Source organism: Lentzea albida (assembly GCF_900111005.1).
In the GTDB taxonomy this organism is placed as follows: Bacteria; Actinomycetota; Actinomycetes; order Mycobacteriales; family Pseudonocardiaceae; genus Lentzea; species Lentzea albida.
The window spans coordinates 905,738-924,139 of sequence record NZ_FOFV01000001.1 but is presented as its reverse complement, the minus strand read 5'-3'; the positions used below and the strand labels follow the sequence as shown (position 1 = coordinate 924,139).

General features: G+C 69.6%; 19 protein-coding genes. 5 read left to right on the top strand and 14 right to left on the bottom strand.

All coding sequences use genetic code 11. From position 1 onward, the window contains the following. Window positions 1-2 precede the first annotated feature (2 nt). Window positions 3-1,055 carry a winged helix DNA-binding domain-containing protein gene (locus tag BMY74_RS04565; RefSeq protein ID WP_177229560.1) on the top strand — a complete coding sequence of 351 codons (1,053 nt, stop codon included), beginning with the start codon at window positions 3-5 and terminating at the stop codon, window positions 1,053-1,055. Here the strand turns inward: BMY74_RS04565 and BMY74_RS04560 are convergent. From BMY74_RS04560 to dapE, 3 genes are read right to left on the bottom strand one after another with little or no spacing between them, the layout of a single operon-like run. Further along, entirely contained in the window at window positions 1,026-1,559 is a 534-nt protein-coding gene (locus BMY74_RS04560) for an LOG family protein (RefSeq protein ID WP_089909698.1), read from the bottom strand. The genes BMY74_RS04565 and BMY74_RS04560 overlap by 30 nt on opposite strands. Continuing rightward, window positions 1,559-2,338, bottom strand: a complete 780-nt coding sequence (locus BMY74_RS04555) for an LOG family protein (protein WP_089909695.1) — start codon at window positions 2,336-2,338, stop codon at window positions 1,559-1,561. The genes BMY74_RS04560 and BMY74_RS04555 overlap by 1 nt, the downstream gene beginning before the upstream one ends. Window positions 2,339-2,355: 17 nt before the next feature. Beyond that, the gene (gene dapE / locus BMY74_RS04550) at window positions 2,356-3,423 is read right to left on the bottom strand and encodes a succinyl-diaminopimelate desuccinylase (protein ID WP_089909693.1); all 1,068 of its coding nucleotides are present in this window, start codon (window positions 3,421-3,423) and stop codon (window positions 2,356-2,358) included. Window positions 3,424-3,482: 59 nt separating this feature from the next. Here dapE and BMY74_RS04545 point away from each other — a divergent pair, with 59 nt between their 5' ends. Further along, a complete protein-coding gene (locus BMY74_RS04545; protein WP_089909690.1) occupies window positions 3,483-3,896 on the top strand; it encodes a hypothetical protein in 414 nt (137 codons plus the stop codon). On the opposite strand, the gene BMY74_RS04540 is transcribed toward BMY74_RS04545, so the two are convergent. Beyond that, the gene (locus tag BMY74_RS04540; protein ID WP_245785882.1) at window positions 3,874-4,482 is read right to left on the bottom strand and encodes an MSMEG_1061 family FMN-dependent PPOX-type flavoprotein; all 609 of its coding nucleotides are present in this window, start codon (window positions 4,480-4,482) and stop codon (window positions 3,874-3,876) included. The genes BMY74_RS04545 and BMY74_RS04540 overlap by 23 nt on opposite strands. Window positions 4,483-4,652: 170 nt before the next feature. Between BMY74_RS04540 and dapD the strand changes: the two genes are divergently transcribed. Together dapD and BMY74_RS04530 are read left to right on the top strand one after the other, a co-directional pair. Further along, the gene (dapD, locus tag BMY74_RS04535; protein ID WP_245785881.1) at window positions 4,653-5,609 is read left to right on the top strand and encodes a 2,3,4,5-tetrahydropyridine-2,6-dicarboxylate N-succinyltransferase; all 957 of its coding nucleotides are present in this window, start codon (window positions 4,653-4,655) and stop codon (window positions 5,607-5,609) included. A gap of 37 nt (window positions 5,610-5,646) precedes the next feature. Continuing rightward, window positions 5,647-6,552 carry a hypothetical protein gene (locus BMY74_RS04530; RefSeq protein WP_143091441.1) on the top strand — a complete coding sequence of 302 codons (906 nt, stop codon included), beginning with the start codon at window positions 5,647-5,649 and terminating at the stop codon, window positions 6,550-6,552. Here BMY74_RS04530 and dapC read toward each other — a convergent pair. Together dapC and fdxA are read right to left on the bottom strand one after the other, a co-directional pair. Then, a complete protein-coding gene (gene dapC / locus BMY74_RS04525; protein ID WP_281244946.1) occupies window positions 6,542-7,639 on the bottom strand; it encodes a succinyldiaminopimelate transaminase in 1,098 nt (365 codons plus the stop codon). The two genes, BMY74_RS04530 and dapC, sit on opposite strands and share 11 nt — an antisense overlap. Further along, the gene (fdxA, locus tag BMY74_RS04520; RefSeq protein WP_218159521.1) at window positions 7,636-7,965 is read right to left on the bottom strand and encodes a ferredoxin; all 330 of its coding nucleotides are present in this window, start codon (window positions 7,963-7,965) and stop codon (window positions 7,636-7,638) included. Before fdxA ends, dapC begins: the two co-directional genes overlap by 4 nt. Before the next feature lie 114 nt (window positions 7,966-8,079). On the opposite strand from fdxA, the gene BMY74_RS04515 reads away from it, so the two are divergent. Beyond that, window positions 8,080-8,820 carry a GNAT family N-acetyltransferase gene (locus BMY74_RS04515; RefSeq protein WP_425434812.1) on the top strand — a complete coding sequence of 247 codons (741 nt, stop codon included), beginning with the start codon at window positions 8,080-8,082 and terminating at the stop codon, window positions 8,818-8,820. Here the strand turns inward: BMY74_RS04515 and BMY74_RS04510 are convergent. The 8 genes from BMY74_RS04510 to BMY74_RS04475 form a co-directional block, all read right to left on the bottom strand. Continuing rightward, window positions 8,796-9,221, bottom strand: coding sequence for a hypothetical protein (locus tag BMY74_RS04510; RefSeq protein ID WP_089909680.1), 426 nt, complete (start codon window positions 9,219-9,221; stop codon window positions 8,796-8,798). The two genes, BMY74_RS04515 and BMY74_RS04510, sit on opposite strands and share 25 nt — an antisense overlap. Then, window positions 9,218-10,048, bottom strand: coding sequence for an N-acetyl-1-D-myo-inositol-2-amino-2-deoxy-alpha-D-glucopyranoside deacetylase (gene mshB, locus BMY74_RS04505; protein WP_089909677.1), 831 nt, complete (start codon window positions 10,046-10,048; stop codon window positions 9,218-9,220). The genes BMY74_RS04510 and mshB overlap by 4 nt, the downstream gene beginning before the upstream one ends. A gap of 418 nt (window positions 10,049-10,466) precedes the next feature. Beyond that, the gene (locus tag BMY74_RS04500) at window positions 10,467-11,459 is read right to left on the bottom strand and encodes an ABC transporter ATP-binding protein (RefSeq protein ID WP_089909674.1); all 993 of its coding nucleotides are present in this window, start codon (window positions 11,457-11,459) and stop codon (window positions 10,467-10,469) included. Further along, on the bottom strand, window positions 11,456-12,619 hold the full coding sequence (locus BMY74_RS04495) for an ABC transporter ATP-binding protein (RefSeq protein WP_089909671.1): 1,164 nt from the start codon (window positions 12,617-12,619) through the stop codon (window positions 11,456-11,458). Before BMY74_RS04495 ends, BMY74_RS04500 begins: the two co-directional genes overlap by 4 nt. Then, the gene (locus tag BMY74_RS04490; protein ID WP_371927423.1) at window positions 12,619-13,551 is read right to left on the bottom strand and encodes an ABC transporter permease; all 933 of its coding nucleotides are present in this window, start codon (window positions 13,549-13,551) and stop codon (window positions 12,619-12,621) included. Before BMY74_RS04490 ends, BMY74_RS04495 begins: the two co-directional genes overlap by 1 nt. Further along, the gene (locus tag BMY74_RS04485; RefSeq protein ID WP_089909665.1) at window positions 13,544-14,542 is read right to left on the bottom strand and encodes an ABC transporter permease; all 999 of its coding nucleotides are present in this window, start codon (window positions 14,540-14,542) and stop codon (window positions 13,544-13,546) included. The genes BMY74_RS04490 and BMY74_RS04485 overlap by 8 nt, the downstream gene beginning before the upstream one ends. 93 nt (window positions 14,543-14,635) lie before the next feature. Next, entirely contained in the window at window positions 14,636-16,417 is a 1,782-nt protein-coding gene (locus BMY74_RS04480) for an ABC transporter family substrate-binding protein (protein WP_089910528.1), read from the bottom strand. Between the two features lie 299 nt (window positions 16,418-16,716). After that, window positions 16,717-18,378 carry an ABC transporter family substrate-binding protein gene (locus BMY74_RS04475; RefSeq protein ID WP_089909662.1) on the bottom strand — a complete coding sequence of 554 codons (1,662 nt, stop codon included), beginning with the start codon at window positions 18,376-18,378 and terminating at the stop codon, window positions 16,717-16,719. Window positions 18,379-18,402 lie beyond the last annotated feature (24 nt).

The following is an 18,402-nucleotide window of genomic DNA, read 5'->3' as shown; positions in this document are numbered from 1 at the left end:
GGGTGGACCTCACCCGGCAACAGGTGCTCCTCCACCGGATCCACCAGCACGAGCTGGACCGGCGGACCGGCGACGCGGCCGAGCTGGCGGTGTTCTCCCTGGGCGTCCAGGACAACACCTCCGGCTCGGCCCTGCTGAGTCTCGCCGCGAGGCTGGACGCACCGTCGACAGAAGACTTCACCGTGACCTGGTCGGTGCGCGGTGCCCCGCACCTGCACCGGGCGGGCGAGCTGAAGGCGTTCTCCCGCGCGCTGTGGCCGTGGAACGACGCCGACGCGAGAGCCCGCGCGGCCCGCCCGAAGGTCGACGACCTGCTGGACGCGTTGCGGCACATCGCCACCGCGATGAGGTCGATCGTCACGAAGCCCATGACCAAGGGCGAGGTGAGCAAGGCCCTGACCCCGCTGGCGCCCAAGCAGACGATCGAACCCTGCCGCGGCTGCCGGACCGAGCACGTCAGCGACCCGATCTTCCGCCTCGGCGCGCTCCCGGCGGGTCTCCGGATCATCCCGGAGGAGAAGACCGTGACGTTCGAACGCATCCACGGCTGGCCGGGTGTCCCCCGCAGGACCGCGGGTTTCGACGAGCTCGTCCACCGCTACCTGACCCTGCACGGCCCTGCCGGACCGTCCGAAGTGGCCGGTTACTTCGGCACGTCGACGCGTGAGGTCAAGAAGCGCTGGCCCAAGGAGGGCCTCGTCGAGGTGACCGTCGACGGCGCGCCGGCGTGGCTGCCCGAGGACGTCGAGATCGCCGACGCCGAACCCCCGGACGTCCGCCTGCTGCCGCCCACCGACCCGTACCTCCAGGCACGGGACCGCGACCTGCTCCTGCCGGACAAGGCCGCGCAGAGGGACATCTTCCGCATCCTCGGCCGCCGCGGCGCGATCCTCGTCGACGGCGAGATCGCGGGCTCCTGGCAGGGCAGGGTGGTCTCCGGCAAGCGCTTCGAGGTCACCGCGACCCCGTACCGCCCGCTCCCGGACCTCCTGCCGGAGACCCAGCTCCTGGCCAAGGCCAAGGGGCTAGACGACGCAAGCGTCAAGAGCGACTGACACGTCGTCCGTGACGACCAGCGACTTCAACGCGGCGTGCGACACGAACCCCTTGTCCCGCAACTCACCCAGCCACTCGACGAGGCCCTTGTAGTGGTTGTCGACGTCCAGGAGCACCACGGGCTTGCCGTGCATGCCGAGCACACCGGCGGTCCAGACCTCGAAGAACTCCTCCGCGGTCCCGATGCCACCGGGCAGCGTCAGGAACGCGTCGGCCTTGTCGTCCATCATCTTCTTGCGCTCGCGCATGGTGTCGACCACGTGCAGCTCGGTCGACTCGCGGTCCGCGATCTCCCGGGTGGCGAGCCCCTTCGGGATCACGCCGTAGGTGTGCGCGCCGCCAGCGCGGGCCGCACGGGCCACGGCGCCCATCATCGACGTCTGCCCGCCGCCCCACACGAGGTGCCACCCGCGTTCGGCGATCTGCCGGCCGACCTCGGCGGCGAGGTCGACGTAGCTCTGGGGGACGGTGGCGAGGCTTCCGCAGTAAACGGCTACGTACATCAGTGTGCGTCCGCCCAGGCCTTGTGCGCGTCCTTCACGACCCGGACCGCGTCGTCGATGTCGTCGGTCAGGTGCAGCAGGGCGAGGTCCTTCTCCCCGACCTTGCCGCCCTCCAGCACGGAGTTCTGGATCCAGTCGTACAGCCCCTGCCAGTACGCGGTGCCGAACAGGACCACCGGGAACTTGGTGACCTTCTTCGTCTGCACCAGCGTCAACGCCTCGAACAGCTCGTCGAGCGTGCCGAACCCGCCGGGCAGGCAGATGAACGCCTGCGAGTACTTGATGAACATCGTCTTGCGCACGAAGAAGTACCGGAAGTTCACCCCGAGGTCGACCCACGGGTTCAGGCCCTGCTCGAACGGCAGCTCGATGCCCAGGCCGATCGAGAAGCCACCGGCCTCCGAACACCCGCGGTTGACGGCCTCCATCGCGCCGGGACCACCACCGGTGATCGCGGCGAACCCGGCCTCGGCCAGCGCCGCGCCCAGGTCGCGGCCGAGCTGGTACTCCGGGTGGTCCCGTCCGGTGCGCGCCGAGCCGAACACGGTCACCGCGCTCGGCACCTCGGCCAGCGCGCCGAAGCCCTCGACGAACTCGGCCTGGATCCGCAGCACCCGCCACGGGTCGGTGTGCACCCAGTCCGACGGGCCCCGGGAGTCCAGCAGCCGCTGGTCCGTTGTGGTGGTGCGGTCGTCCTTGCGATGACGCCGCTCCACGACGGGGCCGCGTTGTTTCTCGGTGGGGCGCTCGTCCACGACGCCGTTCTTCTCTTCCGTCATCACTGAGATGCTAGTGATCAGCTCAACAGAAATCGCTTAAGCACGTCGAAACACCCGGTGATCTGTCGGACCTCCACGTGCTCCTCGCGGGTGTGCGCCAGGGTCGGGTCGCCGGGCCCGAAGTTGACCGCGGGCATGCCCAGCGCGGCGAAGCGGGCGACGTCCGTCCAGCCCAGCTTGGCCACCGGGGTGCCGCCGGCCGCCGTGACCAACTCCTGCGCCGCCGGAGCGCCCAGACCGGGCAGCGCGCCCGCGGCGACGTCCGTGACGGTGACGTCGAAGCCCTCGAAGACCTCGCGGAGGTGCTGTTCGGCCTGCTCCGCGGAACGGTCGGGGGCGAAGCGGTGGTTGACGGTGAGCACGGCGGAGTCCGGCACCACGTTGCCCGCGACGCCGCCGGAGATCTTCACCGCCTGCAGGCCCTCGTGGTAGTGGCAGCCGTCGATCTCGGGCTGCCGCGGCACGTACGCCTCCAGCCGCCGCAGCGCCTCGCCCAGGGAGTGGATGGCGTTCTCGCCCATCCACGCGCGGGCCGTGTGGGCGCGCTTGCCCGACGTGCGGATCTCGATGCGCATCGTGCCCTGGCAGCCGGCCTCGACCGTGCCGTTCGACGGCTCGCAGACGATCGCGAGGTCGCCCAGCAGCCACTCGCCCAGGTCGCGCTGGATGCGCGTGAGCCCGTTGCGCTCGGCCTCGATCTCCTCGCAGTCGTAGAAGACGAACGTGAGGTCGTGGCGCGCGTCGGCGCTCAGGGCCGCGATCGCGAGCATGACCGCGTCGCCGCCCTTCATGTCGACGGTGCCGCAGCCGTGCAGGACGTCGCCCTCGCGCCGGCTCGGGAAGTTCTCGTTGATCGGCACGGTGTCCAGGTGCCCGGCGAGCACGACGCGGCGGTCGCGGCCGAGGTGCGTGCGGGCCAGCACCGCGTTCCCCGATCGGGTGATCTCCAGGTGGGGCGCGTGCAGGGCCAGTGACCGCTCCACGAGGTCCGCGATCTCCCCCTCCTCCCCGGACACGCTGCGCACATCCACGAGCGCGGTCGTCAGGTCGATCGGGTCGGCGAGGAGGTCAAGGGTGTCGGACACGCGTTCACCCTACTCAGGCCGCTTGGGCGCTACGCCGTTCAGCCGATACCGTGCGCTGCGTGATCAAGCGCACACTCCTGGTCATCTCCCTGCTGCTCCTGCCCACCGGCTGCGGTGAGGTCCCCGCCGCCTGCGACCGGCAGTGCGGCGAGATCCGGGCGTTGTTCACCGCGCCGTGCGGCTCGCAGCACAGCGGCACCCCCGCCGAGTGCGCGCGGTGGGTCGCCGAGGTCGGCACGATGACCCGGCGGCTCGACGAGTCGTTGCAGGGCAAGCCCGTCCAGGACGACGTGAGCGAGGTCCTGCCCCGCCTGATGACGGCCGTCGGCGACTTCGAGAACCTCCGGTGCGGCGCCATCGACGTCGACAACCTGTCGAGCACCGACTCGTTGCAGGCCAAGTGCAACGAGGCCCTGATCGCCACGCGGGGCGACCTGGGCTCGCTGTACTTCAGCGCCGAGGTTCCGGACTGACCTTCCAGTGGCGCTTCTGGCTCTCCGCGATGTCGGCGAACGACGGCACCGACTCGTCGGCGGGCCAGTCCTCCGGGTTCCACAGCGACGACCGGCGCAGGGCGTTGCCGCAGTGCAGGAACAGCTCCTCGACCTCGACCACCACCCCGAGCAGCGGGGCGGCCGCCGGGTAGTCGCGCAGGAACGGCGCGTCGCGCACGAGCGTCGCCCTCCCGTTGACGCGCATGACCTCCGTGCGTCCGGCGACCAGGAAGAGCATCCCGATCCGCGGGTGTTCGAGCAGGTTGCGGTAGCTGTCCGCGCGCCGGTTGCCCGGCCGGTCGGCGAACGCGACGGTGCGCTCGTCGAGGACCTTCACGCTGCCCGCGGGGTCGCCGCGCGGGGAGACGTCGACGCTGCCGTCCGCCGCCGTGGTGGCGAGCAGGAAGAACGTCGAGGCCTCGAGGAACCCGCGTGAGCCCTCGTCCACGACCGTGATGGCCTTGTCCCGCAGGTAGGGCAACGGTTCCGGGATCAGCTCGCGCAGCTGCGCGAGCGTGCGGATCGGGGTTCCGGTCACGACGTCACGGGCGTCCACTTCGGACACTGCGCGCTCCACTCCCTCCGCCGGACCGGCGCCGGGGGCGTCCGAGCCGCGTTCCCGGTCAGCCGGGTCAGCTTAAGTCAGGCTTACCTAAGTGAATACGCCTGCGGGGGCACGTCACACTTCCCCGCCGGGCGGTGGCGGTGCCGTTCGGCGGACTAAGCTCGGTACCTGTGAGCACCGCATACGGCATCGGCCTGGCCACTGTGACCCCGGACGGCACCGTCCTCGACACCTGGTACCCGTCCCCCGCCCTCGGTGAGGCGGGAGAGCTCGGCACGGTCCGCGTGTCGTCCGCGGAGATCGCGGAGGCGCTCGGCGAGTCCGCCGCGAAGCTGCTCGGCGAGGACCTGGAACGCGGCGTCGAGGTCGTCGGCGTCAGGGTCGCGGTCGACCTGGACGCGGCCCCGGCCGACACCTACGACGTCTGGCTGCGCCTGCACCTGCTCAGCCACCGCCTGGTGCAGCCGCACGGCGCGAACCTCGACGGCATCTTCGGCCTGCTGACGAACGTCGTGTGGACGAACCACGGCCCGTGCGCGGTCGACGGCTTCGAGCAGACCCGCACCCGCCTGCGCGTGCGCGGCCCGGTGACGGTCTACAGCGTCGACAAGTTCCCGCGCATGGTCGACTACGTCGTCCCGTCCGGTGTCCGCATCGGCGACGCCGACCGCGTCCGCCTGGGCGCGCACCTCGCGTCCGGCACCACGGTCATGCACGAGGGCTTCGTCAACTTCAACGCCGGCACGCTCGGCGGCTCGATGGTCGAGGGCCGCATCTCCGGCGGTGTCGTGGTCGGCGACGGCTCGGACGTCGGCGGCGGCGCGTCGATCATGGGCACCCTGTCCGGCGGCGGCAAGCAGGTCATCAGCATCGGCGAGCGCAACCTGCTCGGCGCGAACGCGGGCCTCGGCATCTCCCTCGGCGACGACTGCGTGGTCGAGGCCGGTCTCTACATCACCGCGGGCACGAAGGTCACGCTCCCGGACGGCGAGGTCGTCAAGGCGCTGTCCCTGAGCGGACGGTCGAACCTGCTCTTCATCCGGGACTCCGTCACCGGCACGGTCCTGGTCAAGCCCCGCAAGGGCACCGGCGTCGAGCTGAACGCGGCGCTGCACGCGAACGACTGAGCAGGGCCCGGTCCCTGCTGTCCCCGGGGAGGTGCACGTGCTGAAACAGCGACTCGAGTTGAACGCTCGCGCCGCGATCGAGCGTGCCCTCCAGGGGGCGCAGTCGGAGGACTCCTTCGTGGAGTTCAAGACGCAGTGGCCGGTCGACCACGGCAAGGCTGCCCGCCAGATCGCCGCGCTGTGCAACGCCGCGCGCGGCTCCGAGGCGATGTGGATCGTCGGCGTCGACGAGAAGGGCCGCTACGTCAAGGGCGCGCCGGCCGAGGAGTTGTCGTCGTGGTGGCCTCGGGTCGAGAGCCACTTCGACGGCGTCGCACCGGGCCTCACCACGGTCGCGTTCGACTGGGCCCGCGGCCGCACCGTCGTCGTCCTCTCGTTGCAGACCGACAACGCGCCGTACGTGTTCGTCACCAAGAAAGAGCCGTACAGCAGGGAGATCCCGTGGCGCTCGGGCGAGCGCACCCGCTCGGCGCGCCGCGGTGAGGTGCTGGAACTGCTGGTGCCCAAGCTCGACATGCCGGGCTGGGAGTTCGTCAGCGCGAGAGCGACCCTGAGCCAGCACTCGCCGACGCTGCGGTTCGAGGGCGACCTCTACCTGGAGACGAACCAGCCGTTGTCGTTGCCGCACCACCGATGCCACTCGTACGCGACGTACGGCCTCGACCTCGCGACGGTGGACCTGCAGTTCAGCTTCCGCACGAACACGCGGGACGTGCGGGCGGTGGAACGGGTCGTGCGCGTCGCGGAACCGGCCGTGCTCCACGTGAGCGCGGACGCCGACGTGGAACTGGACGCGTTCGCCGACCTGTGGGACCTGCACTGGCACCTCGTGCTGGGCCTCGGCCTGAGCGGCGAGGAGATCAGCACGAGCGTCCGCCTGACGACGGACGCCGTCCCTCCGAACCAGTTCACGCGACGGGTCTGGTCGGCCCTCAAGCCCTGAGGCGTTCCGCGGCCGCGGCGACCCGTTCGTCGGTGGCCGTCAGCGCGACCCGGACGTGCTGCGCGCCCTCCGGCCCGTAGAACGTGCCCGGAGCCGCGAGGATCCCCCGGTCGGCCAGCCAGGAGATCGTCTCCCAGGCGGCCTCACCGCGAGTCGACCACAGGTAGAGCCCCGCCTCGGAGTGCGACACGGTGAACCCGGCCGCCTCCAGCGCGGGCTTGAGCACCTCGCGCCGGGCCAGGTACCTCGACCGCTGCTCGGCCACGTGCGCGTCGTCCTCCAGGGCGGCGCGCATGGCCTCCTGCACCGGCCGGGGCACGATCATGCCCGCGTGCTTGCGCAGCTCCAGCAGGCCCGCGACCAGTTCCGGATCACCGGTGACGAACCCGGCCCGGTACCCCGCGAGCGACGACGTCTTCGACAGCGAGTGCACGGCGAGCACGCCGTCGAAGGAGTCCACGACGGACGGGTGCAGCACCGACACCGGGGACGAGTCCCACGGCAGCGCCAGGTAGCACTCGTCCGAAGCCACGACCGCACCGACCGCGCGGGCGGCGGCCACGGCGTCGCGCAACTGCGCCGCCGACAGCACGCGCCCGGTCGGGTTGGACGGCGAGTTGAGCCACACCAGCCGGGTGCCGGCGGGCGGGGCCTCCCCGTCGGCCAGGCGGACGACCCGCGCCCCCGCCATCAGCGCGCCCACCTCGTAGGTGGGGTACGCGACGGCGGGCACGGCCACGACGTCGCCCGGCCCGATGCCGAGCAGGGTGGGCAGCCACGCCACGAGCTCCTTGGAGCCGATGGTGGGCAGCACCGCCGCCTCGCTGAGCCCGACGACCCCGTACCGCCGCTCCACGGCGGCGACGAAGGCCGCGCGCAGCTCAGGGGTGCCGTGGGTGGTCGGGTAGCCGGGGACGTCGGAGACCGAGGCCAGCGCGGCCCTGATCACCTCCGGGACCGGGTCGACGGGCGTGCCGACGGACAGGTCGACCACGCCACCGGGGTGCGTGCGCGCCTTGGCGGCGTGGTCGGCCAGCTGGTCCCACGGGAAGTCCGGCAGCGCCGGGCCCCTGCCTGCGATGATCAATGCCCTTCGGCCTGCTGCGGCTCGAGCGCCTTGACGAACGGCGGGTCGTTGCTGACCTTGCCGACCTTCGACGCGCCACCCGGCGAACCGAGCTCGTCGAAGAAGTCGACGTTCGCCTTGGTGTAGTCCTTCCACTCGTCGGGGACGTCGTCCTCGTAGTAGATGGCTTCCACCGGGCACACCGGCTCGCACGCACCACAGTCCACGCACTCGTCGGGGTGGATGTAGAGCATCCGGTCGCCTTCGTAGATGCAGTCGACAGGGCACTCTTCGATGCACGCCTTGTCGAGCAGATCCACGCACGGCTGGGCGATCACATAAGTCACTGCGCTCTCCAACTTCATCGGTCACACCGCGCAAGCCGGAGAGTACGCGGCACGTTCGAGTATCACCCGGTCAGGCTTGCCTTATCCAAGCGGTGTTCCACGTCACAACACCTGGTGGGACAGGATGAACGCGTGCACACCGTCGATCATCTGGAGTCACTCTGCGCGCGAGCATGGCCCGCCCTGGCAGAAGTTCCGCTAGGGGACTGGTCGATGCGAGCTGCCGCAGGGTTCACCGGCCGCGCCAACAGCACGCTGACCTGCGGTGATCCCGGCATCCCCATCCCCGACGCGTTGAAGGTCGTCGAGGGGTTCGCCGCCGGGCACGGCATCAAACCCACAGCGCACGTGGTCAGGGGCTCGGCACACGAGGCCGCGATCGCCACTGCGGGCTGGCACGTCGACCTGGACCACCCCGGCGGCGCCGAGTCGCTGGTCATGACCGGTCCGCTGGAGAAGTTCGCCGAGGGCGTAGCCGAGAATCTCGATCTTCCCGGATGGTGGGAACTGACGGCGGGATCGGAGGTCTCCGCCGCCCAGCGGCACGTGCTCGGCAGCGGCGGCACCGTCTGCTTCGCGAGCCTCACCGACGACGGGGAGGTGGTCGCGGCCGTCCGGGGCGCCGTCGTGGAGGACGTGCTGCACGTGGCCCGCCTCGCCGTGCGGCCCTCCCACCGCCGTCAGGGCCTCGCCAGGAAGCTCATGGGCGAACTCGCGGGCTGGGGCCTGCAGCAGGGCGCCACGACGTGCGCGTTGCAGGTGGCCGAGCACAACCACCCGGCGATCAGGCTGTACGAGGAGCTCGGCTGCACCGAGCACCACCGCTACCGCTACTGGATCCCGGCGGTCTCGTAGAGGCCGGGCCGGTTCGCCGCGTTGCGCGCCATCACGGCGCCCACGGCGACCGCGCCGGGCATCGCACCGCCCGCGATCAGCAGCAGCGTCCGCCAGTCCCCGAGCAGGAACTGGCCCTGGCCGCCCGGCTCGAGGAACCCGAGCGTGAAGATCGTGAAGAACCACACGACCAGCGGCGCCGCGGCGGCCGACACCCGGCCGGACAGGCCGGCCGCCCACTGCACGAGCAGCGGCGTGGTGACGACGGCCACGACGATCGTGACCGGGAACGGGACGTCGCCGAGCCGCGGCAGGATCACGCCGTCGAGTCTGAGCGGCAGGAAGAACGTTTCGAGCACGGCGAGCGCCGCTGCCTCCACGCACAGAAGCAGCAACAACAACCCACGCGTGCCACCGCTCACCCAAGTCCTCCGAACAGATCCGCGGCCGCACCTTCCGGTGAGCCCTTCGCGAGCACGTAGTACTCGCCCCCGACCAGCGGCTGCGCGATGTCGTTCGACAACGCGTACCCGCCGTCCCACACACTGACCTGCGTCGAGTGTGCCCTCAACGCCCGCCGCTTGGCCGTCAGGTGCTCGGAGATGTCGACAACCGTTGTGATCTCTTCATCCGGCGTCACCGGCAGCTCGCCGGGCTCGGGCAGCCGGAACGCCTCGGGGACGTCCTCCAAGGCCGCCACACCGGCGTTCGTGGCGTCGCGGGACGTCACCGCGTAGAAGACTCGCTCGACGTCCGAGACCTGGGCGCACGCGGCCACCGTGATCTCGTGCGCGCGGATGTGGTCCGGGTGGCCGTAACCGCCGAACGCGTCGTAGCTCACCACGACCTGAGGCTTGACCTCGCGCAGGATCTCGACCAGCTGGGCGGTCTGGTCGTCGAGCGGCCCCTGGATGAACGCGCGCGGGTGGGCGTTGGACGGCACGTCGACCATGCCGGAATCGCGCCAGCGGCCGATGCCGCCGAGGAAGCGGTGGTCGGTCACACCGAGTGCGGCGCAGGCGGATCTCAACTCACCCACCCGGTATCCGCCGAGCTGATCGGCGGCACCGGCGGCGAGGTTCGCCAGGGCGGGCGGGATGATCTCGCCCTCTTCGCCCAGCGTGCAGGTGACCACGGTGACGTGCGCGCCCGCGGCGGCGTAGCGCGCGATGGTGCCGCCGGTCCACAGACTTTCGTCGTCGGGGTGGGCGTGCACGAAGAGCAACCGTGGTGGGGCAGTCAGGGTCACCGTAAAAGAGTAAAGCTGTGTTGGTCTGCCCCCTCTCCGAGGGGGCGGCGAGATCGCCGGGAAGTCGGTCGTCCGGCCGACGCGATCTCGCGATCCCTTGGCGTGGCGGCAGTAGGCCTTGCCAGACGGCGCGATCGCGCGATCCCGTGGCGCGGCAGCACCACGGCCTGCCAGCCGTCGCGATCTCGCGATCCCCTGGCATGGCAGCAGCACGCTCCGGCCAGTCCACGCGATCCCGCGATTCCGCCATCCCCTGACACGTCAGCCATATGCCCCGCCACCCGACGCGATCCCGCCTTCCCCTGGCACGGCAGCGGCCCACCCCAAGCCACTCCCCCGACACGGCGAACGGCCAGGGTCGCGCCGGCAGCGCGTCCCCTGGCCGATGTCCCGCGTGGCCTACGTGGCCTGCGTGGCCTCAGACCACCGAACGTTCCTCCGCGAAGTGGCACGCGGACAACGTTCCCTCCGGCCCACCCCGCCTCTCCAGCCGGGGCTCCTCGGTCGCGCAGATGTCCTGCGCCTTCCAGCACCGCGTGCGGAACCGGCACCCCGACGGGGGGTTGACCGGCGACGGCACGTCGCCCGTCAGCACGATCCGCTGGCGCTTGCGCTCCGCCTTCGGGTCCGGCATCGGCACCGCGGACAGCAACGCCTGCGTGTACGGGTGCATCGGCTTGGCGTAGATGGCCTCGCGCTCGCCCATCTCGATGATCTTGCCGAGGTACATGACCGCGACCCGGTCCGAGATGTGCCGCACCACCGAGAGGTCGTGCGCGACGAACAGGTACGCGAGCCCGAGTCGTTCCTGCAGCTCCTCCAGCAGGTTCACGACACCGGCCTGCACCGAGACGTCCAGAGCGGACACCGGCTCGTCGAGCACCAGGAAGCGCGGGTTCAGCGCCAGGGCGCGGGCGATGCCGATGCGCTGGCGTTGGCCGCCGGAGAACTCGTGCGCGTACCTGTTGCGGTGCTCGGGGTTCAGGCCGACGAGCTCCATCAGCTCGTTGACCCGCCGCTGCACGCCGCCCTCGACACCGTGGATCACCAGGGGTTCCGCGATGATGTCGTTGACCTGCCACTTGGGGTTCAGCGACGCGTACGGGTCCTGGAAGACGATCTGGATGTCCTTGCGCAGCGGCCGCAGCTGCTTGGTGCTCATGGACGTGAGCTCGCGGCCCTCGAACTTCACCGAGCCCGAGGTCGGCTTGTGCAGCTGCAGGATCGCGCGGCCGGTCGTGGACTTGCCGCAGCCGGACTCGCCGACGAGGCCGAGCGTCTCACCGGGGTGCAGCGTGAACGACACGCCGGACACGGCCTGCACCGTGCCGATGTTGCGCGGGATGATCCCCTTGCCGCGCACGGGGAACTCCTTGACGAGGTCGGTGACCTCCAGCAGTGGCGCGGTCACTTCGCCTCCTCATCCGTGAGCAACGACCCGTGCACGGCGGTCACCTCGAGCGACTCGTCGGGGTTGGCCGCGGCGAACGCGGCCGGGTTCTCGACGGTGCCGATCTCGTCGTGCAGGAACAACTTCTGCGGTGTCTCGATCGTCGCCAGGTGCTCCCAGCGGTGGCAGCGCGTCCGGTGGTTCGCGGCGCCGGCCTCCTCCAGCAGCGGCTCGTACTCGTGGCACACGTCGGCGACGAGCGGGCAGCGCGGCGAGAACGAGCAGCCGGTCGGCAGGTTCACCAGCGAGGGCGGCGCGCCCTTGATCGGGGTGAGCCGCTTGCCCAGCGTGGACGGGTTCGGGACGGAGCCCAGGAGCCCGACCGTGTAGGGCATCCGCGGCCGTTCGAAGACGTCGTCGACCGGGCCGGACTCGACCACGGTGCCGCCGTACATCACCTGCACGCGGTTCACCATGCCCGCGACCACGCCGAGGTCGTGCGTGATCATGATGATCGCCGCGTCGGTCTCGGACTGCAGGCGCAGCATGGTGTCGAGGATCTGCGCCTGCACCGTCACGTCGAGCGCGGTGGTCGGCTCGTCGGCGATGATCACGCTCGGGTCGTTGATGATCGCCATCGCGATCACCACGCGCTGCCGCATGCCGCCGGAGAACTCGTGCGGGTACTGGGCCGCGCGCTTGTCCGGCTGCGGGATGCCGACCAGTTCGAGCGCCTCGACCGCCTTGGCCCACGCCGCCTTCTTCGAGACGTCGTGGTGCGCGCGGTAGGTCTCGGCGAGCTGCCACCCCACGGTGTAGACGGGGTTCAGCGACGTCATCGGGTCCTGGAAGATCATCGAGATGTGCTTGCTGCGGAACGGCTGCATCTGCTTGTAGGTGCGGCCGTTCAGCTCCTCACCGCGGTAGCGGATCGAGCCCTCGATAACGGCGTTCTTGGGCAGCAAACCCATGATCGCCATGGACGACACGGACTTGCCGGAGCCCGACTCGCCGACGATGCCCAGCACGTCGCCGGGGTTGAGGTCGAACGAGACGTTGCGCACGGCGCGGACGTCGCCGTCGTCGGTCGGGAAGGTGACCGACAGGTCCTTGACCGAGAGCAGCGGTGCGGTGGAACCGGAGGGCAGGAAGTCCTCCGACAGTTCGGAAACAGTGGACATCAGGCACGCACCTTCGTCTGCCTCGGGTCGAACGCGTCGCGCAGACCGTCACCGATGAAGTTGACGGCCAGGGAGAGCGACACGAGCACGATGAACGGACCCCAGAACAGCCACGGCCGGTTCAGGAACTGCCCGTAGTTCTCCAGCACGATCACGCCGAGCGAGGTGTCCGGGGGCTGGACGCCCAGTCCCAGGAACGACAGCGCCGCCTCGGTCAGCACCGCGCTCGCGATCGCCAGCGTGGCGTTGACCGTGATGCTGCCGATCATGTTCGGCACGAGGTGCTTGAAGATGATGCGCGAGGTCGAGGCGCCGCACGCCCGCGCGGCCTCGATGAACTCGCGCTGCGCCAGGGAGAGCGTCTCACCGCGGGTGATGCGGGCGATCTGCATCCAGGCGAACGCGGCGAGCACCAGCGCGACGACGTACCAGCTGCCGGAGAACCCCTTGACGACGATCGCGGCGACCGCGATCTGCGGGATGATCAGCAGCAGGTCGACCAGGCGCATCAGCGTCGTGTCGACGAAGCCGCGCAGGTATCCGGCGAGGGCACCGAAGGTCACGCCGATGGCCGTGGCCAGCGCGGCCACGATCAGCGCGATCTGCAGCGAGTACCCGGTGCCGCGCATGAGCAGCGCGAGCATGTCCTTGCCGACCTGGGTGGTGCCGAGCGGGTGGGTGCCGCTCATCGGCTGGTAGGACTTGCTGCTCACGTCCTCGAAGTCGAAGGTCCAGATGAACGGGCCGACGAACGCGAACAGGACGAGGAAGACGAAGACGCCGAGGCTCACCATCGCGAGCCGGTGGCGCAGGAAGCGCCGCAGGACGAGCTGGCCCTGCGTGCGGGTCTGGGAGGCGTCGAACTCGTGGGAGTCTGACTGGGGAGCGCTGTTCACCACGCCGCCCTCGGACGCCAAGTTGATGTTAGCCAAGGCGAATCCTAGGGTCGAGGAAGCCGTACACGATGTCGGCGAACAGGTTGAACAGCACGATCAGGGTGGCCGTGACCGCGAGCCAGCCCATCAGCATCGGCGGGTCGAACTGCCGCACGGAGTTCACCAGCAGCGTGCCCATGCCGGCCCAGCCGAACACGGTCTCGGTGATGATCGCGCCGGAGAGCACGGCACCGAAGTTCAGCGAGAACAGCGTGGCGACGGGGATGAGCGCGTTGCGGAACGCGTGCTTGAAGATCACGCGGCCCTGGGAGATGCCCTTCGCCCGCGCGGTCCGCACGAAGTCGGAGTGCAGGATCTCGAGCATCGAGGCGCGTTCGAACCGGCTGTACGCGGCGAAGCTGATCAGCATCAGCGCGACGGTCGGCAGCAGGAACGTGCCTGTGTACTTGAAGATGACCTCGCCGAAGCTGCCGCTGAAGCCTCCCGGCCGCGGACCCGCGGTGGTGAGCCAGCGGTCCAGCCCCATCGACTCCAGGACGTTGTTGAACTGGATGCCGTAGTTCTTCACGATGACCGCGACGCAGAAGATCGGCATCGAGAACATGAGGAACGCGGTGCTGGTGGCGAGGTAGTCGAAGATCGAGTACTGGCGCACGGCGGCGAGCACGCCGACCGAGACACCCAGCGTCAGAGCGAGGAGTTCGGCGCCGATGACGAGCCGGCCGGTGGTCCACAGCGCGTCGGTGACGGCCGGGAAGACGGCGGTCTTGGCCTGACCGAGGGCGATGCTCTGGCCCCAGTCACCCGACAGGAAGTCGGTGAGCCAGTTCCAGTAGCGGACGATGACGGGCTTGTCGAGGCCCAGGGAGATCTCCGCGGCCTTGATGTCGGCTTCGGTGACACCCGGTCGGAATCGCATTTCCGCCAACGGGTTTCCGGCGGTGGCGACGAGGACGTAACAGGCGAAGCTGCCGATCAGCAGGATGGGTATCGAGATCAGCAGGCGCCGGATGATGTAGCGGATCACGGGCGGGCTCCTAGGGGGCAACCCGGCTCGGGCGGGGCCGGACTCGTGGTCCGGCCCCGCCCGGTCAGGCGTTGCGCACTTCAGCTATGGCGATTACTTGGTCTGCCACTCGTTGGCGTTCCACAGCGCGCCGTAGTAGCTCTGGAAGTACACGCGGTCGAGTCCCTTGAACGCCCACATGTTCGGCATCTGGAACAGCGGGAAGGACGCGTACGCACCGGCGATCGCCTCGTCGGCCTCCTGGAAGTACTTCAGGGAGTCCGCGATCGACGTCTGCGAGACGGCCTGCTTCAGGGCCTCGTCGGCCTTCGGCACGGACAGGTTCTGCCAGTTCTGGCCACCACCGGTCTCGTAGATCGACTTCTTGCCGCTCTTGAACGGCGAGCTCGACCAGGCGAACAGCGCCACGTCGTAGTCACCGGCGGAGACGCGCTCGTCGAGGAAGTTCGGGTCGGTGTCGTCCTTGACCTCGATGCCGGCTTCCTTGCACTGGCCCTGGATCAGCTCGACCGTCTGCTTGCGGCGCGGGATGTCGGTGTGGCTGATCCGGAAGGAGGCGCGGACGCCGTCCTTCGCGAACACGCCGTCGGCACCCTGGGCCCAGCCCGCGTCGGTCAGGATCTTCTTGGCCTCGGTCGGGTCGCCCTTGGCCTTCTCGCCGTAGACGTCCTTGTAGCCCTCGTCCTTCGGGAAGAACATGAGGCTGCCCATGGGCTTCGCGTCGGTCTGGACCTCGGAGATCAGCTTGTCGATGATGTCCTGGCGCTTGACGCACATGAAGAAGGCCTTGCGGACCTCCTCCTTCGACAGCACCGGGTGCTTCATCTGGATGTCGAGGTGCTCGAACGACAGGCCGGGGCCCGCGCCGAACGTCACGCCCTGGGCGTTGAGGCCCTTGAGCTTGGTGGCCGCGTTCGCGTCCGGCTGGGCGAAGGAGTTGACGGCGAGCTCACCGTTCTCCAGCGCCTGCGCCTGCGCGACGGGGTCCGGGATCGCCTTCAGGATGATCTTGGCCGGACCACCGGGGTTGCCGGCCCACTTCGCGTTGCGCTCCAGCGTCACCGACTGGTTCGGCTCGAAGCCGGTCATGACGTAGGGGCCCGCGCCGGGCATGAGCTCCTTGGTGAAGCCGTTCCACTTCTCGTTCCAGAAGTCGGCGGCCTTCTGCAGCTCGGCGGGGTCGCTGGCCTTGGTCAGCTTGGTGACGTCCGCGATGCCCGCGTTCTTCTCGAGGATGTGCGCGGGGAGGACGTCGGCGTTGAACATGTCCTCGTAGTCCGGGTACGGCGAGGAGAACGTGCCGACGAACGTCTGGTCGTCCTTGCACTCACCGGTCGCGAGGTCGTAGCCCGTCGTGCCGGCCGGCTTGAAGAACTTGCTGCCGTCGGCCTTCTTCGCGGTGTTCGACTGCGTGAACCACGCCATGTAGAAGTCGTCGCAGTCCCAGGCCTCGCCGTCGGACCAGGTGACGCCCTTCTTGATCTTCCAGGTCACGACCTGGGGAGACTTCGAGGTGACCTCGATCGACTCCATGGTGTTCTTGTTCAGGACGACCTTGTTGTTGCCGTTCGTGATGTGCGCGCCAGGCTGCACGAGCACCAACGCGAACGTGTTGTAGGACTGGTTGGCGTCCTCCGTCGCGTTGTTGTACGAGGTGAACGGCTTGTCGGTCGAAACGACCACCTGGTCGCTCTGCTTCGTCTCCGGCGCGGTGTAGCCGTCCGCGGACTCACCGCGGGCGGTCGCCATCTCCGCGATGGTGGCGTCGCCACCATCGGCGTCGCTGCTCCCGCCGCCGCCACCACCGCACGCACCCAGCACGAGAGACGCGCTGGCGACCAGCGCGATCGCCGGAAGTGCTTTGGTTCTCCTCATCGACACGTGCCCTCCTAGCACTGGGCGGCCGTTGCCTGGTCGGCCTGCACGCCCATAACCGAGATGTGCCATACGCGCCCCGAACCGGCACATCGTGGGCAGCACGGTAGAAAGCCGGTGAGGTGGCGGTCACTACCCAAGAGGGCGATCGTGACCCAATGGAAACAGGTTGTTGCAGGCCGCAATGGCTCGATTACCGGGCGAATGCGTTCGTTGACCGGGCGACAGGAATTCTGTCAACGAGAACGGCCGAATGTAGCAACGTGAAAAGGGCACGCACAACGGATTTACGGCGGCGGCTACTTGTCGAGCCGTCGCCATTCGGGCGCTCCGCTGAGCACGCCCGCCAGGGGTGCCCCGGTGTCGACTCCTGAAACCGTCGGGAGCACACCGAGCAGGTCGACGACCTGGAACAGCGGCACCGAGACGGCCTGGGCCGCGATCAACGGCTCGACGCGGGCCAGCACGTCCGACAGCAGCGCCTTGCCGGTGAGCGCGGCGTCGATGTCGGCCTGGATCGCCGGGTCGCAGAAGCCCGCCGGGTTCTGCGGACCGGGCGTCGCGCCGTCCGGGGCGTCACCGGCACAGCCGAACTCGCTCGCGAGCGCCGCCGCCGAGTCGCCCGCGTCGACCCGCGGGACGACGGCGATGTCCACGTCGGACTCCGTGAGCTGCTTGCTGAAGAGCTCCTCGGCGTTCGGCGTGACGACCTCGGAGTCGATCCCGCGCTCGGCCAGCTGGGCCTTGATCCGGTTCGCGATGCCGGTGTAGGGCTCGGTCTTCTCCGGTGCCGCGATCTTCAGCTTGAGCGCCTTGCCGGCCTTCTGCCACTCCGCGCCGGCCTTCGCGTAGCCGGCCTCGGTCAGCAGCTGCTCGCTCGCCGCCGCGTCCAGGGTGTTCCCGGTGATCGACTTCGCGTACCCGGCGCGGCTCGGCGGCACCACGTACGAGTCGGCCCGGAACGACGTGCTCGGCCCGCTCTGCGTCCCGAACGCGATGAGGGCTTCGCGGTCGAGCGCGGCGACGACCGCCTTGCGCGTCTTGACGTCCTTGAGCCGCTCGCTCGCGGGCCGCAGCAGCACCTGCACGACCTCGTTGCGCGGCACGGGCTTGGTGGTGACCTTCTCGATGCCCGCGAGCAGGTTCACGTCCGACGCGTCGGCCCTGAGCAACGCCGCCTGGTTGTCGCCTTTGGACAGTGACTCGGCCATCGCGCTGTGCGTGGCCCTGCGGATGACGACCCGGTCGAGCGTGGTCGGCGTCTCCCAGTACCGGTCGCTGCGCTCCAGCACGACCTCACCGCGCGGCTCGTCGAGGCTGCGCACCTGGAAGGGGCCCGCGGTGGCGGGAAACCCGGTGGCGAGCACGTTCGACCACGTGCCGGGCGCGTCCTTGAGCAGGTGCGCGGGCAGCAGGTTCGCGAAGAGGGAGCGCCAGCCGGGGAACGGCTTGCCGAAGGCGACCTCGACGACCTTGCCGCCCTCCCGCGCGCTGATGTTGTTGACGAGCCTGTAACCCGCCGGATCCACCACACCGGGCTCGGCCCTCATACGCTGCCAGAGGTAGTAGAAGTCCTCGGCGGCGATGGGAGCGCTGTCGGACCAGCTGGCGTCCTTGCGGATCGTGTAGGTGACGGTGAACGGCTCGGCCTTGGTGACCCTGGCGCTCACCATGAGGTTGCGGTCGAGCTGCGGCGCGCCGTCGTTGCCCGGCCGGAAGACGCTCGGCAGCAACAGCGAGCTGAGCGCCGTCGTGATGGGACTCTGCGCCGCGAGGGAGTGCGGGTTGTAGCCGCCCGCCACGTCGTCCACGCCGACCACGATCTCGGTGACCTTCGGCCCCGTGGTGGTGATGACGGGCGCCTCGGACGCCGGCACCAGGGGCGGAGGAGGCGCGTTCGTGCACGCCGCCGCGCTGCCGCACAGGACGGCAGCGACGAGCACTCCCCCAAGTCGCCTCATGGTCCTCACATTGCCAGAAGAGTG